The organism is Streptomyces sp. CB02058, assembly GCF_001905505.1.
GTDB lineage: Bacteria > Actinomycetota > Actinomycetes > Streptomycetales > Streptomycetaceae > Streptomyces.
On record NZ_LIPG01000001.1, the window covers coordinates 455994 to 479278 of the forward strand.

A 23285-nucleotide genomic window follows, 5' to 3' on the forward strand; every position below is an offset into this window, starting at 1 on the left:
GTGGGAGGCGCCTGGGGCGGCCCCGGCGGGCCTTCCTGCCGCGGGCCCCCGGTCCCCGGTACGGCGCCGGCGGTCACCGCGCGCCCGTGTGAGGGTTCCGTGGGCGCGAGGGGGCGGCCGTCCCCGGGGCATTTGTTTTGACCCAGCTCCGTGAGGTAGGTACGCTCAAGCCTTGTGCCTGGGGTGTGCCTGGGTTCGCGTGCGTGTCCTCTGCCGCACGGCGACTCCGTAAGTGGCCACCGCAATCTGCGTCTCTCCTGCCTGATCGCAGGGGCGTGCAGTATTCGACACACCCGACCGCGTGGGTCGGCGAGTGTTCCAGGTTAGTTTCACGAACGGCACACAGAAACCGGAGAAGTAGTGCCTACGATCCAGCAGCTGGTCCGGAAGGGCCGGCAGGACAAGGTCGAGAAGAACAAGACGCCCGCGCTCGAGGGTTCGCCCCAGCGTCGTGGTGTCTGCACGCGTGTGTTCACGACCACCCCGAAGAAGCCGAACTCGGCGCTCCGTAAGGTCGCGCGTGTGCGCCTGACCTCCGGTATCGAGGTCACGGCCTACATCCCGGGTGAGGGACACAACCTGCAGGAGCACTCCATCGTGCTCGTGCGTGGTGGCCGTGTGAAGGACCTGCCGGGTGTTCGTTACAAGATCATCCGCGGCTCCCTTGACACCCAGGGTGTCAAGAACCGCAAGCAGGCCCGCAGCCGCTACGGCGCCAAGAAGGAGAAGTAAGAATGCCTCGTAAGGGCCCCGCCCCGAAGCGCCCGGTCATCATCGACCCGGTCTACAGCTCTCCTCTTGTCACCTCGCTGATCAACAAGATCCTCCTCGACGGCAAGCGTTCCACCGCCGAGCGGATCGTGTACGGCGCCATGGAAGGCCTCCGCGAGAAGACCGGCGCTGACCCGGTCATCACGCTGAAGCGCGCGCTTGAGAACGTCAAGCCCTCGCTCGAGGTCAAGTCCCGCCGTGTCGGTGGCGCCACCTACCAGGTGCCGATCGAGGTCAAGCCCGGTCGCGCCGCCACCCTCTCGCTGCGCTGGATCGTCGGTTACTCCCGCGCCCGTCGCGAGAAGACCATGACCGAGCGCCTCATGAACGAGCTGCTCGACGCCTCCAACGGTCTTGGCGCAGCTGTCAAGAAGCGCGAGGACACCCACAAGATGGCCGAGTCGAACAAGGCCTTCGCGCACTACCGCTGGTAGTCGCTTACCCCATCGAGACCGAGAGAAGATTGAGCCTTATGGCCACCACTTCGCTTGACCTGGCCAAGGTCCGCAACATCGGGATCATGGCCCACATCGACGCGGGCAAGACGACCACCACTGAGCGGATCCTCTTCTACACCGGCGTCTCGTACAAGATCGGTGAAGTCCACGACGGCGCAGCCACGATGGACTGGATGGAGCAGGAGCAGGAGCGCGGCATCACGATCACGTCCGCCGCGACGACCTGTCACTGGCCGCTCAACGATGTTGACCACACCATCAACATCATCGACACCCCGGGTCACGTCGACTTCACCGTCGAGGTGGAGCGTTCGCTCCGCGTCCTCGACGGTGCCGTCACCGTGTTCGACGGTGTCGCGGGCGTCGAGCCCCAGTCCGAGACTGTCTGGCGTCAGGCGGACCGCTACGGCGTGCCGCGTATCTGCTTCGTCAACAAGCTCGACCGCACGGGTGCCGACTTCTTCCGCTGTGTCGACATGATCGTCGAGCGCCTCGGCGCCGTCCCGATCGTCATGCAGCTCCCCATCGGCGCGGAGGCCGACTTCACGGGCGTCGTCGACCTGGTGTCGATGAAGGCCTTCGTGTACCCGGAGGAAGCCGCCAAGGGCGAGATGTACAACGTGGTCGACATCCCGGACAACCTGAAGGAGGCCGCCGAGGAATGGCGCGGCAAGCTCCTTGAGGCCGTCTCGGAGAACGACGACGCCATGATGGAGCTGTACCTGGAGGGCGAGGAGCCCACCCAGGAGCAGCTGCACGAGGCGATCCGTCGGATCACCCTCGCGTCCAAGGGCAGTGCTGACTCCGTCACCGTCACCCCGGTGTTCTGTGGCACCGCGTTCAAGAACAAGGGCGTTCAGCCCCTGCTCGACGCGGTCGTCCGCTACCTGCCTTCCCCCCTGGACGTCGAGGCCATCGAGGGCCACGACGTCAAGGACCCCGAGGTCGTCATCAAGCGCAAGCCTTCGGACGACGAGCCGTTCTCCGGTCTCGCGTTCAAGATTGCCAGCGACCCGCACCTCGGCAAGCTCACCTTCGTCCGGATCTACTCCGGTCGCCTCGAGGCCGGCACCGCGGTGCTGAACTCGGTCAAGGGCAAGAAGGAGCGCATCGGCAAGATCTACCGCATGCACGCGAACAAGCGTGAGGAGATCGCGTCGGTGGGCGCCGGTGACATCATCGCCGTCATGGGCCTCAAGCAGACCACCACCGGTGAGACGCTGTGTGACGACAAGAACCCGGTGATCCTGGAGTCCATGGACTTCCCGGCGCCGGTCATCCAGGTCGCCATCGAGCCCAAGTCCAAGGGTGACCAGGAGAAGCTGGGTGTCGCCATCCAGCGCCTCTCGGAGGAGGACCCCTCCTTCCAGGTGCACTCCGACGAGGAGACCGGCCAGACCATCATCGGTGGTATGGGCGAGCTTCACCTCGAGGTGCTCGTCGACCGCATGAAGCGCGAGTTCCGCGTCGAGGCGAACGTCGGCAAGCCCCAGGTCGCTTACCGCGAGACGATCCGCAAGACCGTCGAGCGCATCGACTACACGCACAAGAAGCAGACTGGTGGTACCGGCCAGTTCGCGAAGGTGCAGATCGCCCTCGAGCCCATCGAGGGTGGCGACGCCTCCTACGAGTTCGTCAACAAGGTCACCGGTGGCCGCATCCCCCGTGAGTACATTCCCTCGGTGGACGCGGGTGCTCAGGAAGCCATGCAGTTCGGCATCCTGGCCGGTTACGAGATGGTCGGCGTCCGCGTCACCCTTCTCGACGGTGGTTACCACGAGGTCGACTCCTCGGAGCTCGCCTTCAAGATCGCCGGTTCGCAGGCGTTCAAGGAGGGTGCCCGCAAGGCGTCCCCCGTGCTCCTCGAGCCGATGATGGCCGTCGAGGTCACCACGCCCGAGGACTACATGGGCGATGTCATCGGCGACCTCAACTCCCGCCGTGGCCAGATCCAGGCCATGGAGGAGCGCAGCGGCGCTCGCGTCGTGAAGGGCCTCGTGCCCCTCTCGGAGATGTTCGGCTACGTCGGAGACCTCCGCAGCAAGACCTCGGGTCGCGCAAGCTACTCGATGCAGTTCGACTCCTACGCCGAGGTTCCGCGGAACGTCGCCGAGGAGATCATCGCGAAGGCCAAGGGCGAGTAACTCTTCGGAGCTCACGCTTTAGGCTTGTCACCGGAGCCCGGTCGGGCATTCGTCGCAGTGCGCAAGCAGCGCGGCGGATGCCCCCGGCACCGGCATTCCAGCAAAGATCACCTGGCGCCGATGAAGCAAGGCGTACAGAACCACTCAGGAGGACCCCAGTGGCGAAGGCAAAGTTCGAGCGGACTAAGCCGCACGTCAACATCGGCACCATCGGTCACATCGACCACGGTAAGACGACCCTCACGGCCGCCATTACCAAGGTGCTGCACGACGCGTACCCGGACCTGAACGAGGCCTCGGCCTTCGACCAGATCGACAAGGCTCCTGAGGAGCGCCAGCGCGGTATCACGATCTCGATCGCGCACGTCGAGTACCAGACGGAGTCGCGTCACTACGCGCACGTCGACTGCCCGGGTCACGCCGACTACATCAAGAACATGATCACGGGTGCGGCGCAGATGGACGGCGCCATCCTCGTGGTCGCGGCCACCGACGGCCCGATGCCGCAGACCAAGGAGCACGTGCTCCTGGCCCGCCAGGTAGGCGTGCCGTACATCGTCGTCGCCCTGAACAAGGCCGACATGGTGGACGACGAGGAGATCCTGGAGCTCGTCGAGCTCGAGGTCCGTGAGCTCCTCTCCGAGTACGAGTTCCCGGGCGACGACGTTCCCGTCGTCAAGGTCTCGGCGCTCAAGGCGCTCGAGGGCGACAAGGAGTGGGGCCAGTCGGTCCTCAACCTCATGGCCGCCGTCGACGAGGCCATCCCGCAGCCCGAGCGTGACGTCGAGAAGCCGTTCCTCATGCCCATCGAGGACGTCTTCACGATCACCGGTCGCGGTACGGTCGTCACCGGCCGTATCGAGCGTGGTGTCCTGAAGGTCAACGAGACCGTCGACATCGTCGGTATCAAGACCGAGAAGACCACCACCACGGTCACCGGCATCGAGATGTTCCGCAAGCTGCTCGACGAGGGCCAGGCCGGTGAGAACGTCGGTCTGCTGCTTCGTGGCATCAAGCGCGAGGACGTCGAGCGCGGCCAGGTCATCATCAAGCCGGGTTCGGTCACGCCGCACACCGACTTCCAGGCCCAGTCCTACATCCTGTCGAAGGACGAGGGTGGCCGTCACACCCCCTTCTTCAACAACTACCGCCCGCAGTTCTACTTCCGTACCACGGACGTGACGGGCGTTGTGACCCTTCCCGAGGGCACCGAGATGGTCATGCCGGGTGACAACACCCTCATGGACGTCGCGCTGATCCAGCCGGTCGCCATGGAAGAGGGCCTGAAGTTCGCCATCCGTGAGGGTGGCCGGACCGTGGGCGCCGGCCAGGTCACCAAGATCATCAAGTAATTACTTGATCGTCTGACCTGGTTGCTCCTCACTGAGCACCAGAAGGGCCCCGTACCTCTCGCGAGAGAGGTACGGGGCCCTTCGCCATGCGTACGGGCGGCGTCAGACGCCGGCGACCGACTGGATCCAGGAGCGGTAGGCCGTGACGTTCGTGTACGCCGTCGTGGTCTGCCGGTCGCTGGTGGACGCGACGCCGACCTGGACGCCGTTCAGGGTCATCGGGCCACCCGAGTCGCCGCCGGCGGTGATGCCGTTCCCGCGCCGGGCGCAGATCGCCGAGCCGCCGTAGGCGTCGGTGCAGCCGCTGGTCACGGTGACGTTCGCGACCTTCAGATAGGGGGACTGGCAGTTCGCCTCGGAGCCGCACTGCGAGGTGGCGCCCCACCCCCACACCTGCACGGTCTGGCCCACACGCACGGTGCCGGGCTGGCCGAGCGTGGCGTAGGTGCCCTGCACGGAGCGGTCCAGGCGGACGAGCGCCAGGTCGGAGCCGTGGGTGTAGGTCTGGACGCCGTTGGCCAGGGTGCCGCCGCTGTGCTGGTCGAGGCTGCCGATACGGAACGACAGCCCGCCTCCGGAGACGCAGTGCTTCGCGGTGAGGATCCACGTCGGCGCGATGATCGTCGCGGAACAGGTCTCCCGGCCGTTGGAGAAGAGGCGGGCCGCCCCGGGCGAGGACTGCGCGTAGCCACCGCCGATGATCGGCTGTACGGCCTGAGCGGTGGGGGCCGCCGACGACGACGCGGCCGACGCGGTGGGCGAGAACAGGGCGAGGGCGCAGGCCGCCGCGGCAGCTGCGGCGGGGACGAGCCTGGATATGCGCATGCTTCCTCGTTTCAGGGGGCACGCACGGGGGCGTGCCGGTGGGGGATCGACGCGCCCCAGAGTCCCGGAGAACCGCGGTGCCGGGTACATCACGGCCGCCCATGCCGGCGCGTTATGGCCTGCCGCCTGCCGCCTGCCGCCTGCCGCCTGCCGCCTGCCGCCTGCCGCCTGCCGCGCGCTCCCCGTGGCTCGTTCCCTGCCGCCTGCCGCGGACAAGCGTTTCGTGAGCGCGAAGGTCCCGCCCCGCGGAGCTCAGCCCCGAGGCGCCCGCACCATGTAGACGTCCACCGGGTCCTCGCGCTCCAGGGTGAAGCCGTGGCGCTCGTACAGCCGGCGGGCCGCGCTGCCCTGGAGGACGTCCAGGCGCACGGGCGCTCCCATGGCGTCCGTACGGGCCAGGAGGCCGGCGAGCACGGCCGTGCCTATGCCGCGGCCGTGCAGTGCGGGGGAGAGGTAGAAGTGCTCCAGCCACCAGCCGTCCTCGGCGGGGCGCAGGGCGACACAGCCCGCGAAGTCACCGTCGTACTCCACGATCGAGGTGTGCCCCGGCTCGTACGCGTCACGCAGCCGCTGCCGGACGCGGTGAGCGTCGTAGCGGCCCAGACGCTCCAGGTCGGGGCGCATCACCTCGGCCCGCAGCTCGGTCATGGCGTCGAGGTCCTCGGGCGTGGCGGGGCGCAGGCTCCAGGCCCGGACGGTGCGTGTCGGCATGGCCGGATTCAACCAGGCGGCTCCTCGACGCCAGGAAGGCGGGTTCCCGGGGTCGCACAGTCCCGCGCCGAACGGGGCGAATCGCCTCATCGCGTGACGTGGGGAACGGTCGTGCGATTGCCGAGCAGGGGCGACATGCGGGCCCTGGTGGGCGTCCGCGTTTGAATGCTCCCTCGCAGGGGGTAAGATCCCCGACCCGATTGGCCAGGCCCGCAGCCCGTATGGCACACTAGCCAGGTTGCTCGGTTGAGTGTCAATGCTGCGCGCCTCCCGCCGGGAGGACCGGAAGCGAGTCCCACAGTACTCGTCGACCCCCAGGGTCGGACGTACGGGAATCTTCCGGGAAGTGTCAGTGGGGCACTGACCAGGCACCCGGTGGGGTTTCGCCCCCGGCAGCGCGGTCTCGGCCCGCACCCCCTTGGTTGGGAAATCCTTCGGGAGATCTTCGTAGAGGGGGCGCGACACGCCCGACCGCGTGGGTCGGAGGCGGAGTTACGAGAACTCCCGGGTTCCAGAGCGTTATGAGAGACAGGACTACTAGTAGCCATGGCGGGACAGAAGATCCGCATCCGGCTCAAGGCCTACGACCACGAGGTCATCGACTCCTCGGCGAAGAAGATCGTCGAGACGGTGACCCGCACTGGTGCGTCGGTCGCGGGCCCGGTGCCGCTGCCCACTGAGAAGAACGTGTACTGCGTCATCAAGTCGCCGCACAAGTACAAGGACTCTCGCGAGCACTTCGAGATGCGCACGCACAAGCGCCTCATCGACATCCTCGACCCCACGCCGAAGACGGTTGACTCGCTGATGCGCCTCGACCTTCCGGCGGGCGTCGACATCGAGATCAAGCTCTGAGGGGACGGGCCGAGATGAGCAAGAACATCAAGGGCGTCCTGGGCGAGAAGCTCGGCATGACCCAGGTCTGGGACGAGAACAACCGGGTTGTCCCGGTGACCGTCGTCAAGGCCGGTCCGTGCGTCGTCACGCAGGTGCGTACGAACGACAGCGACGGCTACGAGTCGGTCCAGATCGCCTTCGGCGAGATCGACCCGCGCAAGGTGAACAAGCCCCTCAAGGGCCACTTCGCCAAGGCCGACGTCACCCCGCGCCGCCACCTGGTGGAGCTCCGCACCCCTGACGCCAGCGAGTACACGCTGGGCCAGGAGGTCACTGCCGAGGTGTTCGAGTCCGGCGTCAAGGTTGACGTCACGGGCAAGAGCAAGGGCAAGGGCTTCGCCGGTGTCATGAAGCGTCACAACTTCAAGGGCCTCGGCGCCGGCCACGGCGTCCAGCGCAAGCACCGTTCCCCCGGTTCGATCGGTGGCTGCGCCACCCCTGGGCGTGTCTTCAAGGGCATGCGCATGGCCGGTCGGATGGGTAACGAGCGCGTCACCACCCAGAACCTGACCATCCACGCGGTTGACGCGGAGAAGGGTCTGCTGCTCATCAAGGGCGCGGTCCCCGGTCCGAACGGCGGCCTCGTCCTGGTCCGTACCGCGGCCAAGGGGGCTTGAGGTAATGAGCACCATTGACATCCTTTCGCCGGCAGGCGACAAGGCCGGTACCGTCGAGCTCCCCGCGGAGATCTTCGACGCGAAGACCAGCGTTCCGCTGATCCACCAGGTCGTCGTCGCACAGCTGGCAGCTGCCCGTCAGGGCACGCACAAGACCAAGACCCGCGGCGAGGTCCGTGGTGGTGGGCGCAAGCCGTACCGCCAGAAGGGCACCGGCCGCGCGCGCCAGGGTTCGACCCGCGCGCCGCAGTTCGCCGGCGGTGGCGTCGTCCACGGCCCGCAGCCGCGTGACTACTCGCAGCGCACCCCGAAGAAGATGAAGGCCGCCGCCCTGCGCGGTGCCCTCTCGGACCGGGCGCGTCACTCCCGCATCCACGTCGTCACCGGCGTGGTCGAGGGTGGGATCTCCACCAAGGCCGCCAAGACGCTGTTCGGCAAGATCTCGGAGCGCAGCAACCTGCTCCTGGTCGTCGAGCGTGCCGACGAGGCCGCGTGGCTGTCCGCGCGCAACCTGCCCCAGGTGCACATCCTGGAGCCGGGCCAGCTGAACACGTACGACGTGATCGTCTCTGACGACGTGGTCTTCACCCAGGCCGCTTTCGAGTCCTTCGTGTCTGGCCCCCAGACCGCTGAGACCGAAGGGAGCGCCGCCTGATGAGTGAGGCGACCGTTACCAGCAAGACCTACTCGGACCCGCGTGACGTTCTCGTCAAGCCGGTTGTTTCCGAGAAGAGCTACGCGCTGCTCGACGAGAACAAGTACACGTTCATCGTCGCGCCCGGCTCCAACAAGACCCAGATCAAGCAGGCCGTGGAAGCGGTCTTCTCGGTCAAGGTCACCGGGGTCAACACGATCAACCGGCAGGGTAAGCGCAAGCGCACCAAGACCGGTTTCGGCAAGCGCGCCGACACGAAGCGCGCCATCGTGACCCTCGCCGAGGGCGACCGTATCGACATCTTCGGCGGCCCGACCTCCTGACGGAGGTCGAGTCGTCCGGAATCGGACGAGGACTGAGAAATGGGTATCCGCAAGTACAAGCCGACGACCCCGGGCCGTCGTGGCTCCAGCGTCGCCGACTTTGTCGAGATCACGCGGTCCACGCCGGAGAAGTCGCTGGTCCGCCCCCTGCACAGCAAGGGCGGCCGTAACAACGCCGGTCGTGTGACCGTTCGCCACCAGGGCGGTGGCCACAAGCGCGCCTACCGAGTGATCGACTTCCGTCGTCACGACAAGGACGGCGTGCCGGCCAAGGTCGCGCACATCGAGTACGACCCCAACCGCACCGCGCGCATCGCGCTGCTGCACTACGCGGACGGCGAGAAGCGTTACATCGTCGCCCCCCGTGGTCTGTCGCAGGGTGACCGCGTCGAGAACGGTCCGGGCGCCGACATCAAGCCGGGCAACAACCTGGCGCTGCGCAACATCCCGGTCGGTACGACCATCCACGCCATCGAGCTGCGGCCCGGCGGCGGCGCGAAGTTCGCCCGTTCCGCGGGTGCCTCCGTGCAGCTGCTGGCGAAGGAGGGCACGATGGCCCACCTTCGTATGCCGTCCGGTGAGATCCGGCTGGTCGACGCCCGCTGCCGCGCCACGATCGGCGAGGTCGGCAACGCCGAGCAGTCGAACATCAACTGGGGCAAGGCCGGCCGCATGCGCTGGAAGGGCGTTCGCCCGACCGTCCGCGGTGTCGCGATGAACCCGGTTGACCACCCGCACGGTGGTGGTGAAGGCAAGACCTCCGGTGGACGTCACCCGGTCTCGCCGTGGGGTCAGAAGGAGGGTCGTACTCGTTCGCCGAAGAAGGCTTCGAACAAGTACATCGTCCGCCGCCGCAAGACGAACAAGAAGCGCTAGGAGCGGGTTTAGATGCCGCGCAGTCTCAAGAAGGGGCCCTTCGTCGACGGCCACCTCATCAAGAAGGTGGACGTACAGAACGAGGCAGGCACCAAGAACGTCATCAAGACCTGGTCCCGTCGCTCGATGATCGTCCCGGCCATGCTGGGTCACACCATCGCGGTGCACAACGGCAAGATCCACGTCCCGGTGTTCGTCACCGAGTCGATGGTCGGCCACAAGCTCGGCGAGTTCTCGCCGACTCGCACCTTCCGCGGCCACGTCAAGGACGACCGGAAGTCGAAGCGCCGCTAACCGCGGGGTGGAAACGACTATGACTTACACCGAAGGGACAACCATGGAAGCCAGGGCCCAGGCGCGGTACATCCGCGTCACGCCCATGAAGGCCCGCCGCGTGGTGGACCTCATCCGTGGCATGGATGCCACGGAGGCTCAGGCGGTCCTGCGTTTCGCCCCGCAGGCCGCGAGCGTGCCGGTTGGCAAGGTGCTGGACAGCGCCATCGCCAACGCCGCACACAACTACGACCACACCGACGCCTCTTCGCTGGTCATCAGCGAGGCGTACGTGGACGAGGGCCCGACCCTGAAGCGGTTCCGTCCGCGTGCTCAGGGCCGTGCCTACCGGATCCGTAAGCGGACCAGCCACATCACCGTGGTCGTCAGCAGCAAGGAAGGAACCCGGTAATGGGCCAGAAGGTAAACCCGCACGGGTTCCGGCTCGGCATTACCACGGACTTCAAGTCCCGTTGGTACGCCGACAAGCTGTACAAGGACTACGTCAAGGAAGACGTCGCCATTCGTCGCATGATGACGAAGGGCATGGAGCGGGCCGGCATCTCCAAGGTGGAGATCGAGCGCACCCGCGACCGCGTCCGCGTTGACATCCACACCGCCCGCCCGGGCATCGTCATCGGCCGCCGCGGCGCCGAGGCCGACCGCATCCGTGGCGAGCTGGAGAAGCTGACCGGCAAGCAGGTCCAGCTGAACATCCTCGAGGTCAAGAACCCCGAGGTGGACGCTCAGCTGGTGGCCCAGGCCGTCGCCGAGCAGCTCTCCTCCCGCGTCTCCTTCCGTCGTGCCATGCGCAAGAGCATGCAGAGCACGATGAAGGCCGGCGCCAAGGGCATCAAGATCCAGTGCGGTGGCCGCCTCGGCGGCGCCGAGATGTCCCGCTCGGAGTTCTACCGCGAGGGCCGTGTGCCCCTGCACACGCTCCGTGCGAACGTCGACTACGGCTTCTTCGAGGCCAAGACGACCTTCGGCCGCATCGGCGTGAAGGTCTGGATCTACAAGGGCGACGTCAAGAACATCGCCGAGGTCCGCGCCGAGAACGCAGCGGCTCGCGCCGGCAACCGTCCGGCTCGTGGCGGCGCTGACCGCCCGGCCGGCCGTGGTGGCCGTGGTGGCGAGCGTGGCGGTCGCGGCCGCAAGCCGCAGCAGTCCGCGCCGGCAGCGGAGGCCCCCAAGGCCGACGCTCCCGCCGCCGCTGCTCCGGCTGAGAGCACCGGAACGGAGGCCTGACCGAAATGCTGATCCCCCGTAGGGTCAAGCACCGCAAGCAGCACCACCCGAAGCGCAGCGGTATGTCCAAGGGTGGCACGCAGGTTGCGTTCGGCGAGTACGGCATCCAGGCGCTGTCCCCGGCGTACGTGACGAACCGCCAGATCGAGGCAGCTCGTATCGCGATGACCCGCCACATCAAGCGTGGCGGCAAGGTCTGGATCAACATCTACCCGGACCGCCCCCTGACGAAGAAGCCTGCCGAGACCCGCATGGGTTCCGGTAAGGGTTCTCCCGAGTGGTGGATCGCGAACGTCAAGCCCGGTCGGGTGATGTTCGAGCTGTCCTACCCGAACGAGAAGATTGCTCGTGAGGCGCTCACCCGCGCTGCTCACAAGCTTCCGATGAAGTGCCGGATCGTTCGGCGCGAGGCAGGTGAGTCGTGATGTCGGCCGGTACCAAGGCGTCCGAGCTGCGCGAGCTGGGCAACGAGGAGCTCCTCAACAAGCTCCGCGAGGCCAAGGAAGAGCTGTTCAACCTCCGCTTCCAGGCGGCGACGGGCCAGCTCGAGAACCACGGTCGGCTCAAGTCCGTCCGTAAGGACATCGCCCGGATCTACACCCTGATGCGCGAGCGCGAGCTGGGCATCGAGACGGTGGAGAGCGTCTGATGAGCGAGAAGACTGTGACTGAGACGAACACCGACCGCGGTTTCCGCAAGACCCGTGAGGGTCTGGTCGTCAGCGACAAGATGGACAAGACCGTCGTCGTCGCTGTCGAGGACCGCGTCAAGCACGCGCTGTACGGCAAGGTCATCCGCCGTACGAACAAGCTCAAGGCCCACGACGAGCAGAACGCTGCCGGCGTCGGCGACCGCGTCATCATCATGGAGACGCGTCCGCTGTCCGCCACCAAGCGCTGGCGCATCGTCGAGATCCTCGAGAAGGCCAAGTAATCCCTGAGGGGGTCTCCCCTCAGGACAGTTCCGCCAGGCTCGGCAGGGGCACCGGCAACGGAGCCCCTGCCGGGAACCGGCAGACGATCAGGAGATAGACGTGATCCAGCAGGAGTCGCGACTGCGCGTCGCCGACAACACGGGTGCGAAGGAAATTCTCACCATCCGTGTTCTCGGTGGCTCGGGTCGCCGCTACGCGGGCATCGGTGACGTCATCGTCGCCACCGTCAAGGACGCAATCCCCGGTGGCAACGTGAAGAAGGGTGACGTCGTCAAGGCCGTCATCGTTCGCACCGTCAAGGAGCGTCGTCGTCAGGATGGCTCGTACATCCGCTTCGACGAGAACGCCGCTGTCATTCTCAAGAACGACGGCGACCCCCGCGGCACCCGTATCTTCGGCCCCGTGGGCCGAGAGCTGCGCGAGAAGAAGTTCATGAAGATCATCTCGCTCGCGCCGGAGGTGCTGTAAGCATGAAGATCAAGAAGGGCGACCTGGTTCAGGTCATCACCGGTAAGGACAAGGGCAAGCAGGGCAAGGTCATCGTTGCCTTCCCCGCTCAGGACCGCGTCCTCGTCGAGGGTGTCAACCGGGTCAAGAAGCACACCAAGGCCGGTCAGACGGCTCGCGGTTCGCAGACGGGTGGCATTGTCACCACCGAGGCCCCGATCCACGTCAGCAACGTTCAGCTGGTCGTGGAGAAGGACGGCAACAAGGTCGTCACCCGCGTCGGCTACCGCTTTGACGACGAGGGCAAGAAGATCCGCGTTGCCAAGCGGACCGGTGAGGACATCTGATGACGACCACCACTGCGCCGCGTCTCAAGACGCGCTACCGCGAGGAAATCGCCGGCAAGCTGCGTGAGGAGTTCTCGTACGAGAACGTCATGCAGGTCCCCGGCCTGGTCAAGATCGTGGTCAACATGGGTGTGGGCGACGCCGCCCGCGACTCCAAGCTGATCGACGGTGCCGTCAAGGACCTCACCACGATCACCGGCCAGAAGCCCGCCGTCACGAAGGCCCGCAAGTCGATCGCGCAGTTCAAGCTGCGCGAGGGGCAGCCGATCGGCTGCCACGTCACCCTCCGCGGTGACCGCATGTGGGAGTTCCTGGACCGTACGCTGTCGCTCGCGCTTCCGCGTATCCGTGACTTCCGCGGCCTGTCGCCGAAGCAGTTCGACGGCCGTGGCAACTACACCTTCGGTCTCACGGAGCAGGTCATGTTCCACGAGATCGACCAGGACAAGATCGACCGGGTCCGGGGCATGGACATCACCGTGGTCACCACGGCGACCAACGACGACGAGGGTCGTGCCCTGCTTCGTCACCTCGGCTTCCCGTTCAAGGAGAACTGACCGTGGCGAAGAAGGCTCTGATCGCTAAGGCCGCCCGCAAGCCGAAGTTCGGCGTCCGGGGTTACACCCGGTGCCAGCGCTGCGGCCGGCCCCACTCCGTCTACCGCAAGTTCGGCCTGTGCCGCGTGTGCCTTCGTGAGATGGCTCACCGTGGCGAGCTGCCGGGCGTGACCAAGAGCTCCTGGTAATTCTCCTTCGCCCTTTGGGCGTTGGGAGGACCAGAAAGCTCTCGGTAAGTATCCGGTCGGCAGGAGCCCCGCTCTTCATGCCGTAGGCTTGAAGGGTTGGGCGCCTGCCGCCCTGACCGACTTACTACGCCGTAGGTCCCCGCACCGCACCCGTCCCGCCACTGAGTGGGGAGAGGGATGGCGCATACAGGAAACCCCGGCGAGAGAGGCCGAAGGCCAACTCATGACCATGACTGATCCCATCGCAGACATGCTCACGCGTCTGCGTAACGCGAACTCGGCGTATCACGACGATGTCGCAATGCCGCACAGCAAGATCAAGTCGCACATCGCGGAGATCCTCCAGCAGGAGGGCTTCATCACCGGCTGGAAGGTCGAGGACGCCGAGGTCGGCAAGAGCCTCGTTCTCGAGCTGAAGTTCGGGCCGAACCGCGAGCGTTCGATCGCCGGCATCAAGCGCATTTCGAAGCCGGGTCTGCGTGTCTACGCAAAGTCCACCAATCTGCCGAAGGTTCTCGGCGGCCTGGGCGTGGCGATCATCTCCACGTCCCACGGTCTCCTGACCGGCCAGCAGGCCAGCAAGAAGGGCGTAGGTGGGGAAGTCCTCGCCTACGTCTGGTAGTCGGGAACGGAGGAATAGCTCATGTCGCGAATCGGCAAGCTCCCCATCCAGGTTCCCGCCGGTGTGGACGTCACCATCGATGGCCGCACGGTCGCGGTGAAGGGCCCCAAGGGGTCCCTCTCGCACACCGTCGCAGCGCCGATCGAGGTCACCAAGGGTGAGGACGGCGTGCTCAACGTCGTCCGCCCGAACGACGAGCGTCAGAACAAGGCCCTTCACGGCCTGTCCCGCACGCTGGTGGCGAACATGATCACCGGCGTGACCCAGGGATACAGCAAGGCGCTCGAGATCAGCGGTGTCGGTTACCGCGTCCAGGCGAAGGGCTCCAACCTGGAGTTCGCCCTGGGCTACAGCCACCCGATCCTCATCGAGGCTCCGGAAGGCATCACCTTCAAGGTCGAGTCGCCCACGAAGCTCAGCGTCGAGGGCATCGACAAGCAGAAGGTCGGCGAGGTAGCCGCCAACATCCGCAAGCTGCGGAAGCCCGACCCGTACAAGGCCAAGGGCGTCAAGTACGCGGGCGAGGTCATCCGCCGCAAGGTCGGAAAGGCTGGTAAGTAGCCATGGCATACGGTGTGAAGATCGCCAAGGGCGACGCGTACAAGCGTGCCGCTCTCAAGCGGCGCCACATCCGCGTCCGCAAGCACATCTCCGGTTCGCCGGAGCGTCCCCGCTTGGTCGTGACGCGTTCCAACCGCCACATCGTCGCCCAGGTCATCGACGACATCGCGGGCCACACGCTCGCGTCGGCGTCGACCCTGGACACGTCGATCCGTGGTGGCGAGGGTGACAAGAGCGCCCAGGCCAAGCAGGTCGGCGCCCTGGTCGCCGAGCGCGCCAAGGCCGCAGGCGTCGAGGCCGTCGTGTTTGACCGCGGTGGTAACCAGTACGCCGGGCGGATTGCCGCTCTGGCTGACGCCGCCCGTGAAGCCGGGCTGAAGTTCTAAGCCCCGGTTCCTACGCACAGCGGACGTAACAGAGAGAGGTAATTCCAATGGCTGGACCCCAGCGCCGCGGAAGCGGTGCCGGTGGCGGCGAGCGGCGGGACCGGAAGGGCCGTGACGGTGGCGCAGCCGCCGAGAAGACCGCGTACGTCGAGCGCGTCGTCGCGATCAACCGCGTCGCCAAGGTAGTGAAGGGTGGTCGTCGCTTCAGCTTCACCGCGCTGGTTGTGGTGGGCGATGGTGACGGCACCGTCGGTGTCGGATACGGCAAGGCCAAGGAAGTTCCCGCGGCCATCGCCAAGGGCGTTGAAGAGGCCAAGAAGAGCTTCTTCAAGGTTCCGCGTATCCAGGGCACCATCCCTCACCCGATCCAGGGCGAGAAGGCTGCGGGCGTCGTCCTGCTGAAGCCTGCTTCCCCCGGTACCGGTGTGATCGCGGGTGGCCCGGTGCGCGCCGTTCTGGAGTGCGCCGGCGTTCACGACATCCTGTCGAAGTCGCTCGGTTCTTCGAACCCGATCAACATCGTGCACGCGACCGTGGCGGCCCTCCAGGGCCTGCAGCGTCCCGAGGAGATCGCGGCTCGCCGTGGTCTGCCCCTCGAGGACGTCGCCCCCGCGGCTCTGCTTCGTGCGCGTGCGGGAGCGGGTGCGTAATGGCTCGCCTCAAGATCACGCAGACGAAGTCGTACATCGGCAGCAAGCAGAACCACCGCGACACCCTGCGTTCGCTCGGGCTCAAGCGCCTGAACGACGTGGTTGTCAAGGAGGACCGCCCCGAGTTCCGCGGAATGGTGCACACCGTCCGCCACCTCGTGACGGTTGAGGAGGTTGACTGACATGGCGGAGAACAGCCCGCTGAAGGCCCACAACCTCCGGCCTGCCCCGGGCGCCAAGACCGCCAAGACCCGTGTGGGTCGTGGTGAGGCGTCCAAGGGTAAGACCGCAGGCCGTGGTACCAAGGGTACGAAGGCTCGTTACCAGGTTCCGGAGCGCTTCGAGGGTGGGCAGATGCCCCTCCACATGCGTCTCCCGAAGCTCAAGGGCTTCAAGAACCCGTTCCGCACGGAGTACCAGGTCGTGAACCTGGACAAGCTCGCGACGCTCTACCCCGAGGGTGGAGAGGTCACGGTGGCCGACCTGGTCGCCAAGGGCGCTGTGCGCAACAACCACCTCGTCAAGGTCCTCGGACAGGGCGAGATCTCCGTGGCGCTGCAGGTTTCGGTTGACGCCGTCTCCGGCTCCGCCAAGGAGAAGATTGCCGCCGCGGGCGGCACCGTCACCGAACTCGTCTGAGACAACTCGGACAGGGCTGTGGCCTGAACATCCGACCGGGGATGCCTCTCATTTGGGGCATCCCCGGTTGGTCGTTCCTAGGGGGGCATGTCCGCCGGTAAGGTGGCGTGCGTTGCTGTGGTAAGTCCTGGGCAAACGCCCGGGGCCCTTTGGCTGTTACGTAACCGTCGATCCTCAAGACCGTCACCTCTCGCTTTTGCGCGGGGGTCGCAGGAGGCACCGTGCTCACCGCGTTCGCCCGGGCGTTCAAGACGCCCGACCTGCGCAAGAAGCTGCTCTTCACGCTCGGCATCATCGTGCTCTACCGTCTCGGGGCGCACATTCCCGTACCGGGGGTGAGCTACGAGAACGTCCAGACCTGTGTTGATCAGGCCAGCAAGGGCAACAACAGCCTCTTCGGTCTGGTCAACATGTTCAGCGGTGGTGCACTGCTGCAGATCACGATCTTCGCGCTCGGCATCATGCCGTACATCACGGCCAGCATCATTCTCCAGCTGCTGACCGTCGTCATTCCCCGGCTCGAAGCCCTCAAGAAGGAAGGGCAGTCGGGCACGGCGAAGATCACGCAGTACACGCGTTATCTGACCGTGGCGCTGGCCATCCTCCAGGGCACCGGACTCGTGGCGACCGCCCGCAGCGGTGCGCTGTTCAGCGGCTGCCCGGTCGCCGACCAGATCGTCCCGAACCAGTCGATCTTCACGACCATCGTCATGGTCATCACCATGACCGCGGGCACCGCGGCCGTCATGTGGCTCGGTGAGCTCATCACCGACCGCGGCATCGGCAACGGCATGTCGATCCTGATGTTCATCTCGATCGCCGCCAGCTTCCCCGGCGCCCTGTGGGCCATCAAGCAGAGCGGCAAGCTGGCCGACGGCTGGATCGAGTTCATCACCGTCATCCTCATCGGCTTCGTGATGGTGGGCCTCGTCGTCTTCGTGGAGCAGGCCCAGCGCCGTGTTCCGGTGCAGTACGCGAAGCGCATGATCGGCCGCCGGTCCTACGGCGGTACGTCCACTTACATCCCGTTGAAGGTGAACCAGGCGGGTGTGATTCCCGTCATCTTCGCTTCTTCGCTGCTCTACATTCCTGCTCTAATCGTTCAGTTCTCCAACTCCACAGCGGGCTGGGCGACCTGGATTCAGGACCACTTCGTCAAGGGCGACCACCCGTACTACATCGCGACGTACTTCCTGTTGATCGTGTTCTTCGCATTCTTCTATGTGGCGATCTCGTTCAACCCCGAGGAAGTCGCCGACAACATGAAGAAGTATGGTGGCTTCATCCCGGGTATCCGGGCAGGTCGACCTACTGCCGAGTATCTGAGCTACGTGCTCAACAGGATCACTTGGCCGGGCTCGCTGTACCTGGGTCTGATCGCTCTGGTGCCGACGATGGCGTTGGCAGGCTTCGGCGGTGCTAACCAGAACTTCCCGTTCGGCGGGACGAGCATCCTGATCATCGTGGGTGTGGGTCTGGAGACCGTGAAGCAGATCGAGAGTCAGCTCCAGCAGCGCAATTACGAAGGGTTCCTCCGCTGATGCGAATCGTCCTCGTCGGGCCGCCCGGTGCCGGCAAGGGAACGCAGGCCGCGTTCCTTGCCAAGAATCTTTCGATTCCGCACATCTCCACGGGCGACCTCTTCCGCGCCAACATCAGCCAGGGCACCGACCTTGGCAAGCAGGCCCGCGCCTTCATGGACGCGGGACAGCTGGTGCCGGACGAAGTCACCATCGCCATGGCCAAGGACCGCATGTCCCAGCCCGACGCCGAGAACGGCTTCCTGCTGGACGGCTTCCCGCGCAACGTGGGTCAGGCCGTCGCTCTGGACGAGATGCTTCACACCGAGAGCGTGAAGCTGGACGCGGTCCTCGACCTGGAGGTCCCCGAGGACGAGGTGGTCAAGCGCATCGCCGGCCGCCGCATCTGCCGCAACAACAGCGCTCACGTCTTCCACGTGACGTACAACCCGCCGAAGGCCGACGGCGTCTGCGACGCCTGCGGTGGCGAGCTGTACCAGCGCGACGACGACACCGAGGAGACGGTGCGTACGCGGCTGGAGGTCTACCACACGCAGACCGAGCCGATCATCGACTACTACCGGTCCCAGGGCCTGGTCGTGACGATCTCCGCGCTCGGCAAGGTCACCGACGTGACCGAGCGGGCCATGGAGGCCCTCAAGAAGTCCGACGAGGGCTGAGTCCCACCCCGCACCACCACAGCTGCCGGCCGCGGCGCCCTCGGGCGCCGCGGCCGACTGCTTGCGGCCGTATCGTGGAGTACGGCCTCGACCTTCCCCTCCGTACCCAGAAAGGCGCCGAGCGATGGTGCAGATCAAGACCCCCGAGCAGATCGCGAAGATGCGCGAGGCGGGCCTCGTGGTCGCTGCCATTCACGCCGCCACGCGCGAGGCGGCCGTCCCCGGGGCGACCACGAAGGACCTGGACGAGGTCGCGCGCAAGGTGATCGCCGACCACGGCGCGAAGTCGAACTTCCTGGGTTACGGCGGTTTCCCCGCGACGATCTGCACCTCGGTCAACGACGTCGTCGTGCACGGCATCCCGGACGACAAGACCGTCCTCAAGGACGGCGACATCATCTCGATCGACGCCGGCGCGATCGTGGACGGCTGGCACGGCGACGCGGCGTACACCGCCTTCGTGGGCACCGGTCACGCTCCGGAGGTGATCGAGCTCTCCCGGGTGACCGAGGAGTCCATGTGGGCCGGTATCGCCGCGATGAAGGTGAACAACCGGCTCGTCGACATCTCCAAGGCGATCGAGTCCTACATCCGCCGCCAGCCCCGCCCGGCGACCGGCAAGTACGGGATCATCGAGGACTACGGCGGCCACGGCATCGGCACCGAGATGCACATGGACCCGCACCTGCTGAACTACGTCTCCCGCAAGCGGGGCAAGGGCATCAAGCTGGTTCCGGGTGTCTGCCTGGCCATCGAGCCGATGGTCTCGCTGGGGACGCCGCAGACGAAGGTCCTCGCCGACGAGTGGACGGTCCTCACGACCGACGGCACCTGGTCCTCGCACTGGGAGCACTCCATCGCCCTGACCGAGCAGGGCCCGCTGGTCCTGACCGCTCCCGACTGCGGCCGGGAGAGGCTCGCGCAGTACGGCGTCGAGGCGGCGCCGGACCCGCTGGGCTGAGGACCACCCGGGCGCGCGGCAGGACTGTCCGGCTGATCCGTGTCTAAGGATCAGGAGAAGTGGGCAAACTTGACGGATTCGTCTTTTGGAGTCCGCTGACGTAGACTGACTCGTCGGCTCTCGTGCATCCGTGTGTCTGCATGCGGTGATGTGAGTCGATCAAGGTAGCCGATTCGAAAGGCGAAGCGTGGCCAAGAAGCAAGGTGCCATCGAAATTGAGGGCACCGTGATCGAGTCCCTCCCGAACGCCATGTTCAAGGTGGAACTCCAGAACGGTCACAAAGTCCTCGCGCACATCAGCGGCAAGATGCGGATGCACTACATCCGTATCCTCCCGGATGACCGGGTCGTCGTGGAGCTCTCTCCGTACGACCTGACGCGTGGCCGGATCGTCTACCGGTACAAGTAGATCTTGCCGCCATCCCGCTTCGGCGTGGTGAGGGCACTGACCCGGAGAACCTGACATCCCATGAAGGTCAAGCCGAGCGTCAAGAAGATCTGCGACAAGTGCAAGGTGATCCGCCGTCACGGCCGGGTCATGGTCATCTGCGACAACCTGCGCCACAAGCAGCGCCAGGGCTGACGCACGACCCCCTGCATCTCGCAGTTCTTCGCGCGACGCACGTAAACGTACATACGCAGAGCCCGTCCACGCTTCGGCTGACGACACCTCCGGCGGGGGCCGGGGACCCGGGCGTACCACCTCTTCCCACGCGGACGAGGTCGGCGTTCGGGAGTGGCACTGCGGAAGACCCCCGACATAACAACTGGAGCCATTGAATGGCACGCGTTTCAGGTGTTGACATCCCGCGCGAAAAGCGCGTGGAGGTTGCCCTCACCTACGTCTTCGGCATCGGGCGTACCCGGTCCAAGGAGATCCTCGCCACCACCGGCGTGAACCCCAACACCCGCGTTCGTGACCTGGCCGAAGAGGACCTGGTCAAGATCCGCGAGTACGTGGACGCCAACCTCCGCACCGAGGGTGACCTTCGCCGCGAGATCCAGGGCGACATCCGCCGCAAGATCGAGATCGGCTGCTACCAGGGCATCCGGCACCGTCGCGGTCTGCCGGTCCACGGTCAGCGCACCAGCACGAACGCGCGTACCCGCAAGGGCCCGCGTCGCGCCATCGCCGGTAAGAAGAAGCCGGGCAAGAAGTAGTCCTCAGCGGACGCACTGCGCGTCTCCGGCCGGTCCGGGGGTTCGCAGCAACCAGCGGTCTTCGCTGTAGGACCGATCACCTCCCCTCTCCATCTGGAGTCAAGACATGCCCCCCAAGGGTCGTCAGGGCGCAGCCAAGAAGGTGCGTCGCAAGGAAAAGAAGAACGTCGCTCACGGGCACGCCCACATCAAGAGCACGTTCAACAACACGATCGTCTCGATCACGGACCCCTCGGGCAACGTGATCTCCTGGGCCTCCGCCGGCCACGTCGGCTTCAAGGGCTCGCGCAAGTCCACCCCCTTCGCCGCGCAGATGGCCGCCGAGTCGGCCGCCCGCCGCGCGCAGGAGCACGGCATGCGCAAGGTCGACGTCTTCGTCAAGGGTCCCGGCTCCGGCCGTGAGACCGCGATCCGCTCCCTCCAGGCCACGGGCCTCGAGGTCGGTTCGATCCAGGACGTCACCCCGACGCCGCACAACGGCTGCCGTCCGCCGAAGCGTCGCCGCGTCTGATCCGCTGCGGTCGGTGACGGCCGTGCGTCAGTAGCGTCGGATGCGGGCGGTATGTCCCTTCGGGGGCGTGCCGCCCGTATCCTTGTCTCATCTGTCGGGCATCAAATAGCGGGTGCCCACGACTGAAGGATCTCAGCATGCTTATCGCTCAGCGTCCGTCGCTGACCGAAGAGGTCGTCGACGAATTCCGCTCCCGGTTCGTGATCGAGCCGCTGGAGCCGGGCTTCGGCTACACCCTCGGCAACTCCCTGCGTCGCACCCTCCTCTCCTCGATCCCCGGTGCCGCTGTCACCAGCATCCGGATCGACGGTGTCCTGCACGAGTTCACCACCGTGCCGGGCGTCAAGGAGGACGTGACCGACCTCATCCTCAACATCAAGCAGCTGGTCGTCTCCTCGGAGCACGACGAGCCGGTCGTGATGTACCTGCGCAAGCAGGGTCCCGGCCTGGTCACCGCTGCTGACATCGCCCCGCCGGCCGGTGTCGAGGTCCACAACCCGGACCTGGTCCTGGCCACGCTGAACGGCAAGGGCAAGCTGGAGATGGAGCTGACCGTCGAGCGCGGTCGCGGCTACGTCTCCGCCGTCCAGAACAAGCAGGTGGGCCAGGAGATCGGCCGTATCCCGGTCGACTCCATCTACTCGCCGGTGCTCAAGGTCACGTACAAGGTCGAGGCGACCCGTGTCGAGCAGCGCACCGACTTCGACAAGCTGATCGTCGACGTCGAGACCAAGCAGGCCATGCGTCCCCGTGACGCCATGGCGTCGGCCGGTAAGACCCTGGTCGAGCTGTTCGGTCTGGCGCGCGAGCTCAACATCGACGCCGAGGGCATCGACATGGGTCCGTCCCCGACGGACGCCGCGCTGGCCGCCGATCTGGCTCTGCCGATCGAGGAGCTCGAGCTCACGGTCCGTTCGTACAACTGCCTCAAGCGCGAGGGCATCCACTCGGTGGGCGAGCTCGTGGCCCGCTCCGAGGCGGACCTGCTCGACATCCGCAACTTCGGTGCGAAGTCGATCGACGAGGTCAAGGCGAAGCTGGCCGGTATGGGCCTGGCGCTCAAGGACTCGCCTCCCGGCTTCGACCCGACCGCCGCCGCCGACGCCTTCGGCGCCGACGACGACGCGGACGCCGGTTTCGTGGAGACCGAGCAGTACTGATCGCCTCCGGCGGGGGTGCCCGGACTTCTGGGCGCCCCGTGCCGGGCTGAGGCTTTGTCCTCAAGCGCCGGACGGGCTTGAATTTGGCTGATGTCCGGCAAGTCGGACGGGCTTGAATTCGGCTGTCCGGTGAGCCGGACCGTCTTGGATTCCGGGCGATGTCCGGCTGACGTACGAAGACTTCCGCGGGGCGGCCGCCTCGCGGGAACTGACACCGGTACCTGATACGGCCGGTGCAGCACACAAGGAGAAACACCATGCCTCAGCCCGCCAAGGGTGCCCGTCTGGGCGGCAGCGCTGCGCACGAGAAGCTTCTTCTCATCAACCTCGCGAAGTCGCTGTTCGAGCACGGCCGCATCACCACCACCGAGGCCAAGGCCCGTCGCCTTCGTCCGGTCGCCGAGCGTTTCATCACCAAGGCGAAGAAGGGCGACATCCACAACCGTCGCCTGGTGCTGCAGTCGATCACGGACAAGAGCATCGTGCACACGCTCTTCACCGAGATCGCCCCGCGGTACGAGAACCGCCCCGGTGGTTACACCCGCATCACCAAGATCGGCAACCGTCGTGGCGACAACGCCCCGATGGCCGTCATCGAGCTGGTCGAGGCGCTGACCGTGGCCCAGCAGGCCACCGGTGAGGCCGAGGCCGCGACGAAGCGCGCCGTCAAGGAAGACGCCCTCAAGAAGGACGAGGCTCCGGCCGAGACCGTCGAGGACGCCAAGCCGGCCGACGCCGCCGCCGAGGAGTCCAAGGACGCCTGAGCGTCCTGAGACCCAGGTACGGGCCCGCATCCCCTTCGGGGTGATGC

At 66.2% G+C, this 23285-nt stretch carries 36 protein-coding genes; 34 read left to right on the plus strand and 2 right to left on the minus strand.

What is annotated here, in order from left to right; genetic code table 11:
- Window positions 1-360: 360 nt before the first annotated feature.
- The 4 genes from rpsL to tuf all read left to right on the plus strand — a co-directional run bounded on the left by rpsL (window position 361) and on the right by tuf (window position 4725).
- Window positions 361-732 (plus strand): 30S ribosomal protein S12, encoded by a 372-nt coding sequence (gene rpsL, locus AMK10_RS02220; protein ID WP_003948652.1) that lies wholly within the window; start codon window positions 361-363, stop codon window positions 730-732.
- Window positions 733-734: 2 nt separating this feature from the next.
- On the plus strand, window positions 735-1205 hold the full coding sequence (gene rpsG, locus AMK10_RS02225) for a 30S ribosomal protein S7 (RefSeq protein ID WP_014154599.1): 471 nt from the start codon (window positions 735-737) through the stop codon (window positions 1203-1205).
- Window positions 1206-1243: 38 nt separating this feature from the next.
- On the plus strand, window positions 1244-3373 hold the full coding sequence (gene fusA, locus AMK10_RS02230; RefSeq protein WP_073744249.1) for an elongation factor G: 2130 nt from the start codon (window positions 1244-1246) through the stop codon (window positions 3371-3373).
- Window positions 3374-3531: 158 nt separating this feature from the next.
- Window positions 3532-4725: an elongation factor Tu gene (gene tuf, locus AMK10_RS02235; protein ID WP_073744251.1), complete on the plus strand. Its 1194-nt coding sequence runs from the start codon at window positions 3532-3534 to the stop codon at window positions 4723-4725.
- Window positions 4726-4827: 102 nt separating this feature from the next.
- Here the strand turns inward: tuf and AMK10_RS02240 are convergent, their stop codons facing one another.
- Together AMK10_RS02240 and AMK10_RS02245 are read right to left on the minus strand one after the other, a co-directional pair.
- Window positions 4828-5550 (minus strand): S1 family peptidase, encoded by a 723-nt coding sequence (locus AMK10_RS02240; protein ID WP_073744253.1) that lies wholly within the window; start codon window positions 5548-5550, stop codon window positions 4828-4830.
- 252 nt (window positions 5551-5802) lie between these two features.
- On the minus strand, window positions 5803-6261 hold the full coding sequence (locus AMK10_RS02245) for a GNAT family N-acetyltransferase (protein ID WP_073744255.1): 459 nt from the start codon (window positions 6259-6261) through the stop codon (window positions 5803-5805).
- Window positions 6262-6807: 546 nt separating this feature from the next.
- Between AMK10_RS02245 and rpsJ the strand changes: the two genes are divergently transcribed.
- The 30 genes from rpsJ (at window position 6808) to rplQ (ending at window position 23238) form a co-directional block, all read left to right on the plus strand.
- Window positions 6808-7116, plus strand: coding sequence for a 30S ribosomal protein S10 (gene rpsJ / locus AMK10_RS02250; RefSeq protein WP_003948644.1), 309 nt, complete (start codon window positions 6808-6810; stop codon window positions 7114-7116).
- 14 nt (window positions 7117-7130) lie between these two features.
- Window positions 7131-7775 carry a 50S ribosomal protein L3 gene (rplC, locus tag AMK10_RS02255; protein WP_014154591.1) on the plus strand — a complete coding sequence of 215 codons (645 nt, stop codon included), beginning with the start codon at window positions 7131-7133 and terminating at the stop codon, window positions 7773-7775.
- A gap of 4 nt (window positions 7776-7779) precedes the next feature.
- Complete coding sequence (gene rplD, locus AMK10_RS02260) at window positions 7780-8430, plus strand: 50S ribosomal protein L4 (RefSeq protein ID WP_014154590.1); 651 nt, start codon at window positions 7780-7782, stop codon at window positions 8428-8430.
- Window positions 8430-8753 (plus strand): 50S ribosomal protein L23, encoded by a 324-nt coding sequence (rplW, locus tag AMK10_RS02265; RefSeq protein WP_014154589.1) that lies wholly within the window; start codon window positions 8430-8432, stop codon window positions 8751-8753. Before rplD ends, rplW begins: the two co-directional genes overlap by 1 nt.
- A gap of 39 nt (window positions 8754-8792) precedes the next feature.
- Complete coding sequence (gene rplB / locus AMK10_RS02270) at window positions 8793-9629, plus strand: 50S ribosomal protein L2 (protein ID WP_018510594.1); 837 nt, start codon at window positions 8793-8795, stop codon at window positions 9627-9629.
- A 12-nt stretch (window positions 9630-9641) separates the two neighbouring features.
- A complete protein-coding gene (gene rpsS, locus AMK10_RS02275) occupies window positions 9642-9923 on the plus strand; it encodes a 30S ribosomal protein S19 (RefSeq protein WP_003966956.1) in 282 nt (93 codons plus the stop codon).
- Between the two features lie 43 nt (window positions 9924-9966).
- Window positions 9967-10314: a 50S ribosomal protein L22 gene (gene rplV / locus AMK10_RS02280; protein WP_004571827.1), complete on the plus strand. Its 348-nt coding sequence runs from the start codon at window positions 9967-9969 to the stop codon at window positions 10312-10314.
- A complete protein-coding gene (gene rpsC, locus AMK10_RS02285) occupies window positions 10314-11150 on the plus strand; it encodes a 30S ribosomal protein S3 (RefSeq protein ID WP_014047784.1) in 837 nt (278 codons plus the stop codon). Before rplV ends, rpsC begins: the two co-directional genes overlap by 1 nt.
- 5 nt (window positions 11151-11155) lie before the next feature.
- The gene (gene rplP / locus AMK10_RS02290) at window positions 11156-11575 is read left to right on the plus strand and encodes a 50S ribosomal protein L16 (protein WP_014154587.1); all 420 of its coding nucleotides are present in this window, start codon (window positions 11156-11158) and stop codon (window positions 11573-11575) included.
- Complete coding sequence (rpmC, locus tag AMK10_RS02295) at window positions 11575-11799, plus strand: 50S ribosomal protein L29 (RefSeq protein WP_014047786.1); 225 nt, start codon at window positions 11575-11577, stop codon at window positions 11797-11799. The genes rplP and rpmC overlap by 1 nt, the downstream gene beginning before the upstream one ends.
- On the plus strand, window positions 11799-12083 hold the full coding sequence (gene rpsQ / locus AMK10_RS02300; protein ID WP_031096375.1) for a 30S ribosomal protein S17: 285 nt from the start codon (window positions 11799-11801) through the stop codon (window positions 12081-12083). The genes rpmC and rpsQ overlap by 1 nt, the downstream gene beginning before the upstream one ends.
- Before the next feature lie 100 nt (window positions 12084-12183).
- Window positions 12184-12552 (plus strand): 50S ribosomal protein L14, encoded by a 369-nt coding sequence (gene rplN, locus AMK10_RS02305; RefSeq protein ID WP_003966950.1) that lies wholly within the window; start codon window positions 12184-12186, stop codon window positions 12550-12552.
- Window positions 12553-12554: 2 nt separating this feature from the next.
- Entirely contained in the window at window positions 12555-12878 is a 324-nt protein-coding gene (rplX, locus tag AMK10_RS02310; RefSeq protein ID WP_014047788.1) for a 50S ribosomal protein L24, read from the plus strand.
- Window positions 12878-13435 carry a 50S ribosomal protein L5 gene (gene rplE, locus AMK10_RS02315; protein ID WP_073718383.1) on the plus strand — a complete coding sequence of 186 codons (558 nt, stop codon included), beginning with the start codon at window positions 12878-12880 and terminating at the stop codon, window positions 13433-13435. The genes rplX and rplE overlap by 1 nt, the downstream gene beginning before the upstream one ends.
- A gap of 2 nt (window positions 13436-13437) precedes the next feature.
- On the plus strand, window positions 13438-13623 hold the full coding sequence (locus AMK10_RS02320) for a type Z 30S ribosomal protein S14 (protein WP_003948630.1): 186 nt from the start codon (window positions 13438-13440) through the stop codon (window positions 13621-13623).
- A 223-nt stretch (window positions 13624-13846) separates the two neighbouring features.
- Window positions 13847-14245, plus strand: coding sequence for a 30S ribosomal protein S8 (gene rpsH / locus AMK10_RS02330; RefSeq protein WP_014154584.1), 399 nt, complete (start codon window positions 13847-13849; stop codon window positions 14243-14245).
- A gap of 21 nt (window positions 14246-14266) precedes the next feature.
- Window positions 14267-14806: a 50S ribosomal protein L6 gene (rplF, locus tag AMK10_RS02335; RefSeq protein WP_014154583.1), complete on the plus strand. Its 540-nt coding sequence runs from the start codon at window positions 14267-14269 to the stop codon at window positions 14804-14806.
- Between the two features lie 2 nt (window positions 14807-14808).
- On the plus strand, window positions 14809-15192 hold the full coding sequence (rplR, locus tag AMK10_RS02340) for a 50S ribosomal protein L18 (protein ID WP_014047792.1): 384 nt from the start codon (window positions 14809-14811) through the stop codon (window positions 15190-15192).
- Window positions 15193-15239: 47 nt separating this feature from the next.
- Entirely contained in the window at window positions 15240-15842 is a 603-nt protein-coding gene (rpsE, locus tag AMK10_RS02345; RefSeq protein WP_014047793.1) for a 30S ribosomal protein S5, read from the plus strand.
- A complete protein-coding gene (gene rpmD, locus AMK10_RS02350; protein WP_005313525.1) occupies window positions 15842-16024 on the plus strand; it encodes a 50S ribosomal protein L30 in 183 nt (60 codons plus the stop codon). The genes rpsE and rpmD overlap by 1 nt, the downstream gene beginning before the upstream one ends.
- A gap of 1 nt (window position 16025) precedes the next feature.
- A complete protein-coding gene (rplO, locus tag AMK10_RS02355) occupies window positions 16026-16481 on the plus strand; it encodes a 50S ribosomal protein L15 (protein WP_014047794.1) in 456 nt (151 codons plus the stop codon).
- A gap of 221 nt (window positions 16482-16702) precedes the next feature.
- Entirely contained in the window at window positions 16703-18022 is a 1320-nt protein-coding gene (gene secY, locus AMK10_RS02360; RefSeq protein ID WP_073744257.1) for a preprotein translocase subunit SecY, read from the plus strand.
- Window positions 18022-18681 (plus strand): adenylate kinase, encoded by a 660-nt coding sequence (locus AMK10_RS02365; RefSeq protein WP_073744259.1) that lies wholly within the window; start codon window positions 18022-18024, stop codon window positions 18679-18681. Before secY ends, AMK10_RS02365 begins: the two co-directional genes overlap by 1 nt.
- A 124-nt stretch (window positions 18682-18805) precedes the next feature.
- On the plus strand, window positions 18806-19642 hold the full coding sequence (gene map / locus AMK10_RS02370) for a type I methionyl aminopeptidase (protein WP_073744261.1): 837 nt from the start codon (window positions 18806-18808) through the stop codon (window positions 19640-19642).
- 187 nt (window positions 19643-19829) lie between these two features.
- A complete protein-coding gene (gene infA / locus AMK10_RS02375) occupies window positions 19830-20051 on the plus strand; it encodes a translation initiation factor IF-1 (protein ID WP_003956442.1) in 222 nt (73 codons plus the stop codon).
- A 60-nt stretch (window positions 20052-20111) separates the two neighbouring features.
- The gene (rpmJ, locus tag AMK10_RS02380; RefSeq protein ID WP_003956441.1) at window positions 20112-20225 is read left to right on the plus strand and encodes a 50S ribosomal protein L36; all 114 of its coding nucleotides are present in this window, start codon (window positions 20112-20114) and stop codon (window positions 20223-20225) included.
- Window positions 20226-20422: 197 nt separating this feature from the next.
- Window positions 20423-20803 carry a 30S ribosomal protein S13 gene (rpsM, locus tag AMK10_RS02385; RefSeq protein WP_014047799.1) on the plus strand — a complete coding sequence of 127 codons (381 nt, stop codon included), beginning with the start codon at window positions 20423-20425 and terminating at the stop codon, window positions 20801-20803.
- A gap of 106 nt (window positions 20804-20909) precedes the next feature.
- Window positions 20910-21314, plus strand: a complete 405-nt coding sequence (gene rpsK, locus AMK10_RS02390) for a 30S ribosomal protein S11 (RefSeq protein WP_003956432.1) — start codon at window positions 20910-20912, stop codon at window positions 21312-21314.
- Window positions 21315-21451: 137 nt separating this feature from the next.
- A complete protein-coding gene (locus tag AMK10_RS02395) occupies window positions 21452-22474 on the plus strand; it encodes a DNA-directed RNA polymerase subunit alpha (protein ID WP_003966937.1) in 1023 nt (340 codons plus the stop codon).
- A gap of 257 nt (window positions 22475-22731) precedes the next feature.
- Window positions 22732-23238: a 50S ribosomal protein L17 gene (gene rplQ / locus AMK10_RS02400; protein ID WP_014154578.1), complete on the plus strand. Its 507-nt coding sequence runs from the start codon at window positions 22732-22734 to the stop codon at window positions 23236-23238.
- The last annotated feature ends 47 nt before the right edge of the window (window positions 23239-23285 follow it).

Excerpts from the sequence above, each read along its gene's own strand:
- rpsS (WP_003966956.1), top strand. The coding sequence starts at position 9,642 with ATGCCGCGCAGTCTCAAGAAGGGGCCCTTCGTCGACGGCCACCTCATC.
- rplC (WP_014154591.1), top strand. The coding sequence starts at position 7,131 with ATGAGCAAGAACATCAAGGGCGTCCTGGGCGAGAAGCTCGGCATGACC.
- rpsK (WP_003956432.1), top strand. The coding sequence starts at position 20,910 with ATGCCCCCCAAGGGTCGTCAGGGCGCAGCCAAGAAGGTGCGTCGCAAG.
- rplX (WP_014047788.1), top strand. The coding sequence starts at position 12,555 with ATGAAGATCAAGAAGGGCGACCTGGTTCAGGTCATCACCGGTAAGGAC.
- rplW (WP_014154589.1), top strand. The coding sequence starts at position 8,430 with ATGAGTGAGGCGACCGTTACCAGCAAGACCTACTCGGACCCGCGTGAC.
- AMK10_RS02365 (WP_073744259.1), top strand. The coding sequence starts at position 18,022 with ATGCGAATCGTCCTCGTCGGGCCGCCCGGTGCCGGCAAGGGAACGCAG.
- rplQ (WP_014154578.1), top strand. The coding sequence starts at position 22,732 with ATGCCTCAGCCCGCCAAGGGTGCCCGTCTGGGCGGCAGCGCTGCGCAC.
- rpsM (WP_014047799.1), top strand. The coding sequence starts at position 20,423 with ATGGCACGCGTTTCAGGTGTTGACATCCCGCGCGAAAAGCGCGTGGAG.
- rplB (WP_018510594.1), top strand. The coding sequence starts at position 8,793 with ATGGGTATCCGCAAGTACAAGCCGACGACCCCGGGCCGTCGTGGCTCC.
- rpsE (WP_014047793.1), top strand. The coding sequence starts at position 15,240 with ATGGCTGGACCCCAGCGCCGCGGAAGCGGTGCCGGTGGCGGCGAGCGG.
- rplD (WP_014154590.1), top strand. The coding sequence starts at position 7,780 with ATGAGCACCATTGACATCCTTTCGCCGGCAGGCGACAAGGCCGGTACC.
- map (WP_073744261.1), top strand. The coding sequence starts at position 18,806 with ATGGTGCAGATCAAGACCCCCGAGCAGATCGCGAAGATGCGCGAGGCG.
- AMK10_RS02245 (WP_073744255.1), bottom strand. The coding sequence starts at position 6,261 with ATGCCGACACGCACCGTCCGGGCCTGGAGCCTGCGCCCCGCCACGCCC.
- rpsC (WP_014047784.1), top strand. The coding sequence starts at position 10,314 with ATGGGCCAGAAGGTAAACCCGCACGGGTTCCGGCTCGGCATTACCACG.
- rpsG (WP_014154599.1), top strand. The coding sequence starts at position 735 with ATGCCTCGTAAGGGCCCCGCCCCGAAGCGCCCGGTCATCATCGACCCG.
- rpmD (WP_005313525.1), top strand. The coding sequence starts at position 15,842 with ATGGCTCGCCTCAAGATCACGCAGACGAAGTCGTACATCGGCAGCAAG.
- rplR (WP_014047792.1), top strand. The coding sequence starts at position 14,809 with ATGGCATACGGTGTGAAGATCGCCAAGGGCGACGCGTACAAGCGTGCC.
- rpmJ (WP_003956441.1), top strand. The coding sequence starts at position 20,112 with ATGAAGGTCAAGCCGAGCGTCAAGAAGATCTGCGACAAGTGCAAGGTG.
- AMK10_RS02395 (WP_003966937.1), top strand. The coding sequence starts at position 21,452 with ATGCTTATCGCTCAGCGTCCGTCGCTGACCGAAGAGGTCGTCGACGAA.
- rpmC (WP_014047786.1), top strand. The coding sequence starts at position 11,575 with ATGTCGGCCGGTACCAAGGCGTCCGAGCTGCGCGAGCTGGGCAACGAG.
- AMK10_RS02240 (WP_073744253.1), bottom strand. The coding sequence starts at position 5,550 with ATGCGCATATCCAGGCTCGTCCCCGCCGCAGCTGCCGCGGCGGCCTGC.
- rplV (WP_004571827.1), top strand. The coding sequence starts at position 9,967 with ATGGAAGCCAGGGCCCAGGCGCGGTACATCCGCGTCACGCCCATGAAG.
- rpsJ (WP_003948644.1), top strand. The coding sequence starts at position 6,808 with ATGGCGGGACAGAAGATCCGCATCCGGCTCAAGGCCTACGACCACGAG.
- rplF (WP_014154583.1), top strand. The coding sequence starts at position 14,267 with ATGTCGCGAATCGGCAAGCTCCCCATCCAGGTTCCCGCCGGTGTGGAC.
- rplE (WP_073718383.1), top strand. The coding sequence starts at position 12,878 with ATGACGACCACCACTGCGCCGCGTCTCAAGACGCGCTACCGCGAGGAA.
- rplP (WP_014154587.1), top strand. The coding sequence starts at position 11,156 with ATGCTGATCCCCCGTAGGGTCAAGCACCGCAAGCAGCACCACCCGAAG.
- rpsH (WP_014154584.1), top strand. The coding sequence starts at position 13,847 with ATGACCATGACTGATCCCATCGCAGACATGCTCACGCGTCTGCGTAAC.
- fusA (WP_073744249.1), top strand. The coding sequence starts at position 1,244 with ATGGCCACCACTTCGCTTGACCTGGCCAAGGTCCGCAACATCGGGATC.
- rpsQ (WP_031096375.1), top strand. The coding sequence starts at position 11,799 with ATGAGCGAGAAGACTGTGACTGAGACGAACACCGACCGCGGTTTCCGC.
- rplO (WP_014047794.1), top strand. The coding sequence starts at position 16,026 with ATGGCGGAGAACAGCCCGCTGAAGGCCCACAACCTCCGGCCTGCCCCG.